Below are 12239 nucleotides of genomic sequence, written 5' to 3'. Positions count from 1 at the left end.
CCGTCTTCGCGGCTGAGGTCGTCCATGTCACGGGCGTCCGGTCTCGGCACGGACGTCGTGCGTGCCGCGAGCATGCGCCTCGGTGGCGGGCGTCGTCCGTGCGGCCGGTGCGGTCCAGGAAGTGCGAGGCACATCCCCGCGTGCTGGAATGACCATGAGGACCGACGACCGCCGGCCGTCCGCCACGGCTGCCGTGAGGGACGGGCGGTGAGGCGTTGGCCCCCGGCTCCCGTCCCGCTCGCGAGGAGTGGCCATGAACAACGTCGAAGACATGGGCCCCGTCGACTACCTGGTCATCGAGTTCCCCGGCAACAAGATGACGGGGGAGGCCTTTCCCCTGCTGGTCGATCTCGCCGAGCGGCGGATCATCCGGATCCTCGATCTCGCCTTCCTCCGCAAGGACATCGACGGATCGGTCACCGCACTGGAGCTGCGGGAACTGGGGGACGAGGTCGATCTGACCGTCTTCGAAGGCGCTTCCTCGGGACTGATCGACCAAGAGGACATGGACGAGGCGGGGAACGCCCTGGAGCCCGGGAACTCCGCCGCCGTCCTGGTGTACGAGAACCTGTGGGCCGCGCCGATGGCCGGCGCGCTGAGGCGCAGCGGGGCGCAGCTCGTCGCCGGCGGCCGCATCCCCGTGCAGGCCATCCTGGCCTCGTTGGACGCGACGGAATGACCGACCCCGCACGGCGGCACGGCAGCCGCCCGAACCGCTGATCCGCCCGGGCCAGCAGCACCGTACCGGCTCCGCGCACGCAGCATGGGAGATGAGTGATCATGCCCGGACTCCTCAGGGGCGTCGCACGCACCGCCGTCGTCGCCGGCACCGCCACCGCGGTGTCCAACCGTGTGTCCCGACGGCAGGCGGGGCGCTGGGCGCAACAGGAAGAGCAGCAGGCGTACCAGCAGCAGGCCTACCAGCAACAGCAGGCGTACCAGCAGCCGCCTCAGCAGCCGGCTCCCGCGGCGCCGCCGGCCGCCGACGACATGACCCAGAAGATCGACCAGCTCAAGCAGCTTGCCGACCTGAAGGCACAAGGCGTGCTGACCGACGAGGAGTTCGAGGCGCAGAAGCGCCGGCTCCTCGGCTGACGGGGACGCGTCGGACCTGCACGCGGCAGGCCGTAACCTGAGGCCGTGGCCGGGAAAGAGGCGTGGGACGACGCCGGGTACGACGAGTGTCTGCGCGCGGAGCGGGAAGCGTACGCGTGGGTGATGCGCAGCCACGGCCGCATGACACCGTCGCAGGCCAACGAGGCGGCGCTGCGGCGCTACCCGTACGAACCGCCCGGCACGCCCTACCGCGGACTGACGTTCCACGACGAGGCATGGCACTGGGCGATGCTCGACCTGCAGGGCCCCCAGTACTGGGTGAACCGCCCTGACCTGCTGGATCCGCCCGAGGAGTACCGGGCGCTGGGCTGAGGACCTGCACCGGCCGTACGGCGGCTGGACGTCGGCGACCTCGCGAGCGGACGGGAGCCGACGTCGGAGCCGCTACTTGCGCCGGACGGCATCGGCGCGGCGAAGTCCGACGAGCCGGGCGGCCCACGCCGCCCGGGAGGTGAGGCGCTCCATGACCGTGTCGCATCCCGCCGAACGCACCCGCAACGGCCGGGGCTGGTTCGAGCGGTTGGCCGAGACGGCCTCCAATGTCACCAGCTCGGTGCCGTTCGCCTGCTTCTGCCTGGCCCTGGTCGCCGCCTTCATCGCCGTCCACGTGGCACACCTGCCACTGTCGTGGCAGCTGCTCGTCGGCGATCTCATGACGGCCGTCAACCTCTTGCTGCTGGCGCTGCTGAAGAACTCCGAGCGCCGGGCGGAGCACGCCGTCCAGCGCAAGCTCGACAGCATCGCGGCGGCGCTGCTCGAACAGCACGAGGGGAAGGGTCGCCGAGCCCATGACGACCTGCGGAAGGCGATCGGCATGGAGGAGCAGCTCTAGGCACGGGTGTGGACGGCTTTCCCCATGCGAACCCGAGGTGGACGGATGATCCTGGGAGCATGGTTGATCCGCGGTCCGTGATCGTGTCACCGCCGTCGCCGACGGGGGGCCGGCGGGTGCGCGTGGACGGAGAGATCCTCGGGCTGGCGTTCGACGTGGAGGACGTGGCGGAGTTCCTGCGCCGGGCCGGGCTGGAGATCGCCCCCGAGGAGGTGGCCACGTCCTCGCTCATCGACTGGCGTGGTGTCGGCCCGGAACACTGGGGGCCGGAGACCGCCGACTGACGCACGTCGTGCCGAGTACGAGCCCCCGCGCGGACCGATTCCTTTGGCGCGCCGCGCCGGTCCACCTGTACATGACCCAGACAGAAGAGAACTCCCGCAGGCTCCTGCAGTCACTGCTCGTGTCCCTCAACGGAGTGGCGAGCGAACCGCTGGCGTGGGCCGGACCGTACTTCGGCGAGGGCAGTGCCGCGCACTCCCTGGAGGTCCTGGAGCGGTGCGAAGCGCTGCTGATGGGCCGCCGCACCTATGACGTCTTCTCCCGGCAGTGGCCGTCGGCGCCCGGCCCCTACGCGGCCCGGCTCAACGCCATGCCGAAGTACGTCTTCTCCTCCACGCTGGAGGACCCGCGGTGGAACAACACCACCGTGATCGGCGAGGACCCTGTCAAGGCCGTGGCACGGCTCAAGCAGGACCCGGGCCAGGACCTGATCGTCTACGGGCACGGCCGCTTCGGGCAGACGCTGTGCGACGCCGGCCTGGTCGACGAGCTGACCATGACCGTCGTCCCCGTCTTCGCCGACGGCACTCCGGTCCACCGGCCCGGCCGCACCCCACAGGCGTGGGAGCTGCTGGCCGCCGGGCCCGGGAAGGACCCGGGGCTCGTCTCGCTGACGTACCGCCCCGCCCCGAGCCGTGAGGAAACGAATGCTTCCGATGGGGGAGATCGGTAGCATTTATGGGGAGACAAGAGTTTTGTTGAGTTCGTGGTGTCGGCGTGAGCGGGGCACGCCGACACGGGCGGGGCCGACTGCGAGGTGATGCGTGATGGCCTCCACGCCGGACGGAACGGCAAGCCCGGCGGTGTCGGGTGTCCGAGGGGTGTACGGGAGCGGTGGGGAGGGTCTGGTGGGGGTGGAGTTCGCCGGATATCACGTGCAGCGTGAAATCGGGCGTGGGGGAATGGCGGTCGTCTATCGCGCACGTGATCTGCGGCTGGAGCGCACGGTCGCGCTGAAACTGCTCGCCCCGGAGATGGCGCGCAACGACACCTTCCGCCGTCGCTTCGCCCATGAGTCCCGGGTGGCCGCGGCCATCGACCACCCGCACATCGTGCCGATCTTCGAGGCCGGTGAAGTGGAGGGGGTTCTCTACATCGCGATGCGGTTCGTCTCGGGTCTCGATCTGCGGGCGCTGCTGGACCGGGACGGGCCGCTGCCGGTGGACGCGGCGCTGCGGATCGGCGCTCAGGTGGCATCGGCCCTGGACGCGGCGCACGAGCACGATCTGGTGCACCGCGACGTGAAGCCCGGGAACATCCTGGTGGCCCCCGGCACGGACAGCGATCACCCGGAGCATGTGTATCTCACGGATTTCGGACTGACGAAGAAGTCCTTGTCGCTGACGGGCTTCACGACGGTGGGCGAGTTCGTCGGGACCCTGGACTATGTGGCGCCCGAGCAGATTTCCGGGCGCCCCGTGGACGGCCGGTGCGATCTCTACAGTCTCGCCTGTGTGGTGTACGAGATGCTGGCGGGCGGGCCGCCCTTCATCCGGGACGAGGACATCGCGTTGCTGTGGGCGCACCAGTACGACCAGCCGCCGCCGCTGAGCGAGCGGCGGCCGGGTGCTCCGCCGGGCCTCGACGACGTGCTCGCGAAGGCCCTGGCGAAGGTGCCCGAGGACCGTTTCGACTCCTGCCTGGAGTTCGTGGCCGCGATGCGTGCCGCCGCTGCGGCCGGCGCCACCGTCGGCCCACATGCTCCGGTCCCACGGGCCGGCACGGACCGTCCCGAGGGCGGGACCGAGAGCGGGTCGGCCGCGCTGCGGCGGCCGGGACCGGCGCCCGAACCGCCGGCCTGGGCGCGCCCCGTCTTCAGCGGGCCGACGCCGTAGGCACCGTTCGCAGGAGCCCGGACGGGCGTCGTCAGTGAGAACGTGTGTCGTCACGGACGTGCGCGTCGTCGCCCGGGCGGACGTCGGCGCAGCGACGAGTGGCGTCGCCGGGCTCTGTCAGGCGGAACGAGCGACGCCCGCCGTCGCCGGGTTCGCGGACAGTGCCGCGAGGTAGTCGGCCAGGGCCACCTCGATGCCGTCCAGGGGGAATCGCGTGCCGAGGTACCCGTCGGGGCGCACCACGAATCCCGTCGGACCCTCGGGTCGGTAGAGCCGCGCGAACTCCCCGGCGGCATCCCGGTACGCGGGAACGGCCACCAGGCGGGCGGCGGCCGCAGACGCGTCACGGCCGAGGACGGCGAGGGTCTCCAGGCCGGGCCCGGGAGCCGGGCGTACGGAACCGTCCGTGTCGTCGACGGCCGTCGGCGCCGCCCCGGTGGTCGTGACCGTACCGGCCGCCCGGTTCAGGACGTCGAGATCGTCCGCGTACAGAAGCACCACGTGCCCGGTGCGCCCGCGCAGGATGTCGAGCAGCCGCAGCGGATACGCGGCCACGGCCGCGGTGAGCTCCGCGCAGTCCGGTGCCCGGTCACCGGGCTGAGGCGCGCCGACGGGCCCGTACGGTTCGGCCGCGAGCGGGCCGTCCCGGTATCCGACCAGCAGCTGGGCCTCGCGCAGCAGCAGCGTCCCCGGGTCGTCGGGATCGGCGTCCATCCCTCGCGTGGCGTGCCGCACGGTACGGGCGACGACCTCCGCGCCGACCGGGCGGCGCTCGGCGTCGTAGCTCCCCAGCAGGCCCGGGCCTGCCTCCCCCCGCATCACGAGCGCGAGCTTCCAGGCCAGATTGCAGGCGTCCTGGATGCCGGTGTTCATGCCCTGCGCGCCGGTCGGGGGATGAATGTGCGCGGCATCGCCCGCCACGAAGACGCGCCCCTCGCCGTAGCGGTCCACGATGCGGTGACTGATGCGGAAGACGGAGGACCAGCGCAGCCGGGACAGCGTCGCGGGCGTGGGGGCGAGGCGGTCGACGACGGCCTGGAGGTGGGACAGCTCCGGACCGTCGCCCTCCAGGCCGTGCAGCACTCCGTCCCCCTGCGTCCGTGCCCCGCCCGTCGACCGGGTGGACAGCTCGGGCGGGACCGTCATCGACATCCGACAGCGGCCCCGACCGGGCAGGGGGATGCAGACCAGCAGGTCGTCGGTGGAACCGTCGTCGGCGCGGTGCGTGGACCGGACGCCGTATCCGTACGGCAGGTCCCAGTCGACCTCGACGTCACCCAGCATGTACTCCTCGGCGAAAGCCCCGCCCTCGTACCGAAGCCCCAGCCCCTTGCGGACGGTGCTGTGCGCCCCGTCGCAGCCGATGAGGTAGCGGACGCGCAGTTCCTCCTCGGCGCCCGACGCGTCGCGCAGCCGTGCGTCGACTCCGTCCCGGTCCTGCGTGAACGACAGCAGTTCGGTGCCGCGTTCGATGAAGGTGCCCAGTCCGGCGACGTACTCCTCGATGAGGCGTTCGGTCTCGTACTGCGGCAGCGCGGCGAACCCGTAGGGCACCTCGGGCGGCAGCGCGAGGTCGATCCGTCCTTGTTCCCGGCCGTTCACGTAGATCAGCTGCCCGAGGATCGGAACGGCGGCTTCCATGACCGTGCGGGCCAGGCCCATCCGGTCCCAGATCTCCATGGTGCGCGGCTGGATGCCGACGGCCTTGGCGTACGGCAGACGGGCGGGCAGCCGGTCGACGAGACGACAGCTCACCCCGTGCCGGCACAGTTCGGCGGCCGCACTCAGCCCCACCGGGCCGGCTCCGGCGATCAGCACATCTGTTGTTCGGGTCCGCGCCACGGGTGCCTCCCACTGCCTGGCCCCCGGACCGTCGCGATATGTTCATGGTCGCCCGGCCGTACGCGTGCGGCGAGCCGGACGGCGGTGCCCCACCGGACGCCTGCGCCGGTGCCGCCGGATGCGACGAACCGCATGCCCCAGCACGGCGCTCACGGGGTCAGTTCTGTCCTGGCGGCGGGCGCGGGGGCGAGGTCGTGGCGGATGTACCACTCGGTGCCCAGCAAACGCCTCTGCTCGACGGGCGGGAGTACGGCGATGCGACCTGGCAGGGCGCCTCGCGCCACCTCGGAGCGGTGGGCCAGCACGGCGGCGACCTTCCGCTCGAACCACGGACCCACGTCCACGGCGGCGCCGATCCACTCGTCCGGCACGCTGAACATCTCCCTGCCCTGCCGCATGAGACCCGCTCCCAGCGCCCGAGCCGCCGAGTGCGGGTGGGTGGCGAGGTAGAGGGCGCTCGGCCGCCAAGGGGCACCGGCGTCCGGACAGAGCCGTTCCAGAGCGGCGGCCTGCACCGCCAGAGAGGTCACCCTGTGCGTATGGCGATGGTCCGGATGACCCGTCAGCCCGCCGTACGCGTCATGGGTGATGACCACGTCCGGGCGGAACTCCCGGATGTGCGCGACCACATGCCGAACCGACTCGTCCAACGGCGCGTCACAGAACCGGACCTGCCCCGGAGCCGACTGCGGAACACGGGCATCGGCGTAGCCGAGGAGCCGCGGCTCCTCGGCACCGAGAATCCGGAGTGCGTCGGACAACTCCTCCGCACGTGGGGTGTCCTCCGCCCAGGTCGTCGTGACGACCGCCGTCCGCGCCCCCATGGCGGCGTGACGCGCCAGCACGCCCCCGGCCGAAAGTGACTCGTCGTCAGGATGCGCGAACACCCCGAGCACGCTCGGAACCACCATGTCTCGGCCACCCTCCGGCACGGGGACTCGGAATCTCGGACCTGCTCAGGCTAGGGGACCGCTCACGCGACGACTTGCTCGCTTGGCCGCGACCCGCGCGCGGCGGATCATGTGGGGATGACTGACGACGTGATTCCCGCGGTGCCGATCGTCGAGCGGCTGGCGCGGTACGAGAGGGCCGATCAGGACGAGATCCTCGGTGACGGCGCCGACCCCTTCGGTGTGGCGGCCGCCGGGTTGACGTGGCTGTCCAAGGAAGAGCATTTCGGTATCAGGCTGGACGGCCGCCTCGTGGCCCACACCGGATTGGTGAGGATCCCTCTGTCGATCGGGCGAACACGCGGGGACGTCATGGGTGTTGGAGGCGTGGCCGTCGCACCGGACCAGCGGGGGCGCGGGCTGGCCCGCCTCGTCGTGACGGCGGCGGTGGACCACGCGCGGACCCTGGGCCCGGATCACGGAATCCTCTTCTGCCGGCCGCCGCTGGTCCCCCTGTACGAGCGGCTCGGCTGGCACGAGTTGAAGGAAGAGGTGCACGTCGAACAGCCCGCGGGGCCTGTGGTCATGCCCTTGCGGACCATGTGGACGCCTCTCAAGGAGGGGGAGCCCTGGCCGGGCGGGGAGGTACGCCTGCTGTCGCTGCCGATGTGACGGAGCGCGCGGCCCGCAGGGGCGTGAGTCGGCGGTCCGGCCACGGTCAGAAGTATCCGAAGAACCGGTCCCACCAGCTGGGGCGTCGAACATCCGCAGGCAGCCGGGTGGGTCCGTCGTAGTCGAGCGCGAGCACTTCCTCGGGCACCACCACGTACTCCAGGTCGTTCAACGCCCGGACCACCTTGGAGAGGTCCCCGACGTCCAGGTCCCCTTGGTCCCGGGCGTCGTCCGTACCGAAGTAGGCGCCCGGGTTGTCGGCCGTCACCAGCGCCAGCGACCCGAACTTGCTCACGCAGACGACGATCCGCGTCCCGCACAGGGTGGATTCGCCCGGTACGGTCACCCGGCCGTACTCGCTGGAGTCCTGGGTGTCCTGCTCGGTCGTGCACCGGACGGCGAAGTCGTCCGACAAGCGGGCCGCGAGACGTCCGAGGAGCACCGACATCCGGGTGCGGTCGTAGTCGCGCGGCCACTCCGGCCACTGGGGATCATCGAGGCGGCGCAGCAGGGGCAGCAGGTGCGTGCCGTATGACGGCCCTTCGGCGGCTCCTCGCAGCCATTTCTCGAGGACGCCGTAGTCCGCGTCGACGAGGCCCCGACGGTGGTCGACGCGATGGAGCAGGGCGCGGCCGGGATGGTGGGCCGACACCCAGATCCGATCGGTGTCACCGATCTCGTCGTCGACCCAGACGAACGGGCGCCCCGCGGCCCAGTCGACGAGGATGCGGGTCTTCCAGTGCAGCCCGATCCGTGCGTCGTGCTCGTCGAGGTCGGACGGCTCCGGCCAGTCGACGACGGGCAGCCGGGGCAGCCCCAGCCGTGGCGCGAGGCACTCGTTCGCCTCGTCGCGCCAGGTCGTGGCCCAGACCAGTTCACACGGCAGCGCGGCCAACCGGGCTCCGTGACGCGGATCGAGCCTCGCCAGCAGCGGATGCGCCGTCGCGCCCTCGGAATCGCGGTCCACCGGGTACGTGGCGTACTCGTCCGAGGCCCCGCCGAAGGGGATCAGTGGTCCGTCGACGTCGAGGAAGAGCAGCGCGCGCTGCCCGGAACCGGTCACCGCCGCACGATAGCCGCTCCCGGGGTCCCGGCACGGAGGCCCCGGCACAGGGCCGCGGGACCTCCGGACGGCGTACGCGGCGGGCGAGGCGGGTCAGGCCAGGTGGTCGGCGACGAGAACGGCGAAGTCCTCCGGGGTGGAGAGCCGTATGCCGAGCTGTTCGGCCTTCGCGCGCTTGGAGCCCGCGTTCTCCCCCGCGACGACGAGACCGGTCTTCTTGGAGACGCTGGACGAGGACCGGCCGCCGGCACGCTCGATGAGCTCGTTCATCTCGTTGCGGGTGAGCTTCTCCAGCGGTCCGGTCATCGCGCCGGTGACCACCACGGCCATGCCGGCCAGCGGACCACCCTCCTCGATGCCCGTGGCGACGGCCTCGTCGGTCGCGTCCGTGGGGGAGGGCGCGGTGGCACCCGGCTCGGTCATGTTGACCCCGGCCGCGGCGAGCTTGTCGAGGAGAGGCGCGAGCCCTGCGAGTTCGGCGACGATCGACGGGGCCTTCTCGGCACCGATGCCCTCCACCCGCTGCATCGCCTCGGCATCGGCGGCGCGGACACGGTCCATGGTCGCGAAATACCGGGCGATGCGTCGCGACATGGACCGTCCGGTGCCGCGGACACCCAGCGCGCAGAGCACCCTGGACAACGGCTGTCCCTTGGCCCTCTCGATCGCGGCGAGCAGATTGTCGGTGCTCGTCTCGCCCATCCGTTCCAGGCCGAGCAGCTGCTCCCGCGTCAGGGCGAAGAGGTCGCCGAGGTCGGTGACCAGGCCGGCCGCGACGAGCTGGACGACCCGGGTGCCGCCGAGTCCCTCGATGTCGAGCTGGTCGCGGCCCGCCGCGTACGAGAGGGAGGCCACCAGGTGGCAGTCGCGTCCGCGTTCGCAGCGCCAGCGTTCCTCGCTCGTGTCGATCGCCGACCCGCAGCGCGGGCACTCCTCGGGGAACACGATGGGCTGTTCGTCCCCGGTGCGCAGATGCGCCACGGGGGCCTCGACGCGGGGGATGACGTCACCTGCGCGGTGGACCATCACATGGTCGCCCAGCCGCAGGTCGCGGCGGGTGATGTCGGCCGGGTTGTGGAGGGTCGCGTACGTGATCGTGGAGCCCTCGATCCGCACCGGCTCCAGTACGGCGCGTGGGGCGATGATGCCGGTCCGCCCGACGTTCCACTCCACCGCCAGCAGCCGGGTGATCTTCTCCACGGCCGGAAGCTTGTAGGCGACGGCCCAGCGCGGCGCCCGTGAGCCCGCTCCGGCGGCCCGTTGGTCGGCCGCGAGGTCGGCCTTGACGACGATCCCGTCGATCCCGAAGGGCAGCTCGGCGCGCAGGCCGGCGATCTCCGTCACCCGCTCCAGGACCTGCTCCGCCGTGTCTACGGCCGTGCCCGGCACGGCCGTTCGCGCCGTGGTGTGCACGCCGAGCTCGGCGGCCAGGGCCATCAGGTCGCTGTGCGCGAGCTCGTCCAGCCGCCCGGAGAGCTCGGAGTCGGTGTCGGGCAGGGCCAGCAGGCCGTAGCCGAAGAAGGTCATCGGCACTGTGTAGGCGCGCTCCTTGGCCCGCAGGGTGCCGGCGGCCGCATTGCGCGGGTTGGCGAACGGCTGCCCGCCGTGCGCGGTGCGCACCTCGTTCGCGTGCTCGAACTGGGCGGTCGTCATGAGGACTTCGCCGCGAACCTCCACGCTGACCGGTCGGGCCAGCTCCCGCGGCAGGCCCTCGATGGTGCCGATCGCGTGCGAGACGTCCTCTCCGGCCGTCCCGTCGCCCCGGGTGATCAGCCGGGTGAGCCGGCCGCCGGTGTAGCGCGCGGCGATCGCGAGACCGTCCAGCTTCGCCTCGACGCTGAAGCGGGTGACGTCATGGCCGATGCGCCGGGCCAGGGATGCCGTCCACGCGGTGAACTCCTCGGCGGAGAACACGTTGTCCAGGCTGAGCATCGCCACGGTGTGCGGGACGTCGCCCTCGACGGATCCGCCGGCGACCTTCCCCGTCGGAGAGTCGGGCAGCACCTCGTCGGGGTGCTCGGACTCCCACTCGGCTATGGCGCGCACCAGACGGTCGTAGGTGTCGTCGTCGATCGGCGAAGTGCCACCCTCGTAGTAGGCCTTCGCCGCCCCAACGGCGTCCTGGACCGCCTGGGCGTAGGCGACGGCGTCCACGATCACTGCTGCAGCTGTAGTCATGACGGGCATCTTGCCGTCCACCACTGACAATGCCCCTCACGCACGTCGCTCGAAGGCCTTCGCCGGTCCCGTGGCCGGCCCTCGCGACGGGCCGGGTGGGGCGGTACAGCCGCCCTTCACTGTCAACGGTGCTCTGTACATCGTCAGTGGTGCTCTGTACGTTTCGATCATGACGGCACGTCCCGGCGCGAAGCGGTCGCGTGCTCAGGGTCTCGCGGTCCGGCTGCCCTCCTCGTCCGTCTCCGTCTCCGCCTCCTTCTCCGCGTCCGTCTGCGCCGCCTTCGTCGCCTGCTTCTCCGCCGCAGTCTGCGCCCCCTTCGTGGCCCCCCTCTCCGCCTCAGGCTCCGCCCCCTTCGTCACCTCCTGCTCCACTTCCTGCTCCACCTCCTTCACCTCGCACACCTCGTCGAGCTCTCCGTCGGAGAGAACCGGTCGGTGGCTGCTGGCCGCGATCTTCGCCACCATCTCGGCGAGTTGCCTACAGGCTCGCGCGATCTCCAACTGGGTCTGGTTGCGCTCGCTGACGGCCGCGCTGAGCAGGAGTGCGGTCAGCGAGGCGGAACCGTTGAACGCCTGCAGGGTGATCATGCTGGTGAGCAGGTCGCGACCCGCGAACGGGCCCGTTCCCTCCACGGCGCCGACGATGGCGAACGTCGACACGGCGAGGGCGCAGGGCGCGGCCCCGGCCAACTGGAAGCGGAAGGCCGCCCAGATCAGCAGGGGGAAGCCGAGGAAGAGCAGTGGCGTGTCGCTCCTCTGGAGGTATCCGACCGTGACGGTGGCCGCCACCAGCAACAGGGCCTCCACCCAGCGCGCCGGAGTGATGCGCTTCGGCGGATGCACCGAGGGAAGCAGCAGAAGGAACGGAGTGACCAGCAGGACGCCCATCGCGTCACCGGTCCACCACACCGACCACGTAGGCCAGAAGGCGCCGGGTCTGAGCACTCCGGCGGCGACCAGCGTGCCGCTGCCGATCGTCGAGCTGATCAGCATGCCGACGAACGCACCGAGGAAGATCAGGGCGAGTGCGTCCCGCAATCGGTCGATCTCGTTGTGGAACCCCGCCCGGCGGAGCAGCAGATACGAGCAGACGGGTGCCAGCGTGTTCCCGGCGGTGATCGCGAGGACGGCCGGTATCGACGGGCCGAGCGAGAAGTTGGCCAGGAAGGCACCGAGCGTGATTCCCGGCCAGACGAGGGGGCCGCGCAGGAGCAGGCTCGCCAGCGCGATACCTGTCGGCGGCCAGAGCGGTGTGACCTGGCTGCGTACGAGCTGCTGGGCCAGTCCGAGCCGGGCCGAGCCGTAGTACAGCGCGGCGACGACGCAGATTTCCAGGGCGAGCACCCCGCCGCGCCGGAGCCGTTCATGCGGCGCGACAGCCATCGGGCGACCTCCGCATCGACACCGCCCCGAGATCCATCATCCGTCGGATCTCCCGGATCCTCCACGGCACCGTCGGGCCGACGGCCGGACCTTCCGGAGCCTCCGCCGCACCGTCGGGCCGACGACGGGCTCCTGGCGGAGGACCG

General features: G+C 71.4%; 12 protein-coding genes and 1 pseudogene. 8 read left to right on the top strand and 5 right to left on the bottom strand.

The window, feature by feature from the left end:
- Positions 1–253: 253 nt before the first annotated feature.
- From ABEB03_RS11200 to ABEB03_RS11170, 7 genes are all read left to right on the top strand, one after another.
- A complete protein-coding gene (locus ABEB03_RS11200; protein WP_345645567.1) occupies positions 254–679 on the top strand; it encodes a DUF6325 family protein in 426 nt (141 codons plus the stop codon).
- A 101-nt stretch (positions 680–780) separates the two neighbouring features.
- Complete coding sequence (locus tag ABEB03_RS11195) at positions 781–1095, top strand: SHOCT domain-containing protein (protein WP_345645563.1); 315 nt, start codon at positions 781–783, stop codon at positions 1093–1095.
- Between the two features lie 45 nt (positions 1096–1140).
- Positions 1141–1428, top strand: coding sequence for a hypothetical protein (locus ABEB03_RS11190; RefSeq protein ID WP_345645560.1), 288 nt, complete (start codon positions 1141–1143; stop codon positions 1426–1428).
- A 151-nt stretch (positions 1429–1579) separates the two neighbouring features.
- The gene (locus tag ABEB03_RS11185) at positions 1580–1948 is read left to right on the top strand and encodes a low affinity iron permease family protein (RefSeq protein WP_345645557.1); all 369 of its coding nucleotides are present in this window, start codon (positions 1580–1582) and stop codon (positions 1946–1948) included.
- A gap of 59 nt (positions 1949–2007) precedes the next feature.
- Entirely contained in the window at positions 2008–2232 is a 225-nt protein-coding gene (locus ABEB03_RS11180; protein WP_345645554.1) for a hypothetical protein, read from the top strand.
- 71 nt (positions 2233–2303) lie between these two features.
- Entirely contained in the window at positions 2304–2903 is a 600-nt protein-coding gene (locus tag ABEB03_RS11175) for a dihydrofolate reductase family protein (protein WP_345645552.1), read from the top strand.
- A gap of 94 nt (positions 2904–2997) precedes the next feature.
- Positions 2998–4065, top strand: coding sequence for a serine/threonine-protein kinase (locus tag ABEB03_RS11170; protein WP_425589217.1), 1068 nt, complete (start codon positions 2998–3000; stop codon positions 4063–4065).
- 117 nt (positions 4066–4182) lie between these two features.
- On the opposite strand, the gene ABEB03_RS11165 is transcribed toward ABEB03_RS11170, so the two are convergent.
- Entirely contained in the window at positions 4183–5907 is a 1725-nt protein-coding gene (locus ABEB03_RS11165) for an FAD-dependent monooxygenase (RefSeq protein ID WP_345645550.1), read from the bottom strand.
- Between the two features lie 149 nt (positions 5908–6056).
- Positions 6057–6818, bottom strand: a complete 762-nt coding sequence (locus ABEB03_RS11160; RefSeq protein ID WP_345645548.1) for a PIG-L deacetylase family protein — start codon at positions 6816–6818, stop codon at positions 6057–6059.
- A 117-nt stretch (positions 6819–6935) separates the two neighbouring features.
- On the opposite strand from ABEB03_RS11160, the gene ABEB03_RS11155 reads away from it, so the two are divergent.
- Positions 6936–7469, top strand: coding sequence for a GNAT family N-acetyltransferase (locus ABEB03_RS11155; protein WP_345645544.1), 534 nt, complete (start codon positions 6936–6938; stop codon positions 7467–7469).
- 553 nt (positions 7470–8022) lie between these two features.
- On the opposite strand, the pseudogene ABEB03_RS11150 reads toward ABEB03_RS11155, so the two are convergent.
- The 3 genes and pseudogenes from ABEB03_RS11150 to ABEB03_RS11140 all read right to left on the bottom strand — a co-directional run.
- Positions 8023–8532, bottom strand: a pseudogene (locus ABEB03_RS11150) (HAD domain-containing protein); the annotation flags it as partial.
- A 93-nt stretch (positions 8533–8625) separates the two neighbouring features.
- A complete protein-coding gene (gene ligA / locus ABEB03_RS11145) occupies positions 8626–10710 on the bottom strand; it encodes an NAD-dependent DNA ligase LigA (protein WP_345645539.1) in 2085 nt (694 codons plus the stop codon).
- 204 nt (positions 10711–10914) lie between these two features.
- Positions 10915–12093 carry an MASE1 domain-containing protein gene (locus ABEB03_RS11140; RefSeq protein ID WP_345645534.1) on the bottom strand — a complete coding sequence of 393 codons (1179 nt, stop codon included), beginning with the start codon at positions 12091–12093 and terminating at the stop codon, positions 10915–10917.
- Positions 12094–12239: the final 146 nt, after the last annotated feature.

This window comes from Streptomyces siamensis, assembly GCF_039543605.1.
Lineage (GTDB): Bacteria > Actinomycetota > Actinomycetes > Streptomycetales > Streptomycetaceae > Streptomyces > Streptomyces siamensis.
This window is presented reverse-complemented; position numbering and strand designations above follow the sequence as displayed.

What these genes read in the sequence shown, in the direction of transcription:
- ABEB03_RS11170 (WP_425589217.1), top strand. Translation starts at nt 2,998, where the DNA reads ATGGCCTCCACGCCGGACGGAACGGCAAGCCCGGCGGTGTCGGGTGTC.
- ABEB03_RS11155 (WP_345645544.1), top strand. Translation starts at nt 6,936, where the DNA reads ATGACTGACGACGTGATTCCCGCGGTGCCGATCGTCGAGCGGCTGGCG.
- ABEB03_RS11195 (WP_345645563.1), top strand. Translation starts at nt 781, where the DNA reads ATGCCCGGACTCCTCAGGGGCGTCGCACGCACCGCCGTCGTCGCCGGC.
- ABEB03_RS11180 (WP_345645554.1), top strand. Translation starts at nt 2,008, where the DNA reads ATGGTTGATCCGCGGTCCGTGATCGTGTCACCGCCGTCGCCGACGGGG.
- ABEB03_RS11200 (WP_345645567.1), top strand. Translation starts at nt 254, where the DNA reads ATGAACAACGTCGAAGACATGGGCCCCGTCGACTACCTGGTCATCGAG.
- ABEB03_RS11175 (WP_345645552.1), top strand. Translation starts at nt 2,304, where the DNA reads ATGACCCAGACAGAAGAGAACTCCCGCAGGCTCCTGCAGTCACTGCTC.
- ABEB03_RS11185 (WP_345645557.1), top strand. Translation starts at nt 1,580, where the DNA reads ATGACCGTGTCGCATCCCGCCGAACGCACCCGCAACGGCCGGGGCTGG.
- ligA (WP_345645539.1), bottom strand. Translation starts at nt 10,710, where the DNA reads ATGACTACAGCTGCAGCAGTGATCGTGGACGCCGTCGCCTACGCCCAG.
- ABEB03_RS11160 (WP_345645548.1), bottom strand. Translation starts at nt 6,818, where the DNA reads ATGGTGGTTCCGAGCGTGCTCGGGGTGTTCGCGCATCCTGACGACGAG.
- ABEB03_RS11140 (WP_345645534.1), bottom strand. Translation starts at nt 12,093, where the DNA reads ATGGCTGTCGCGCCGCATGAACGGCTCCGGCGCGGCGGGGTGCTCGCC.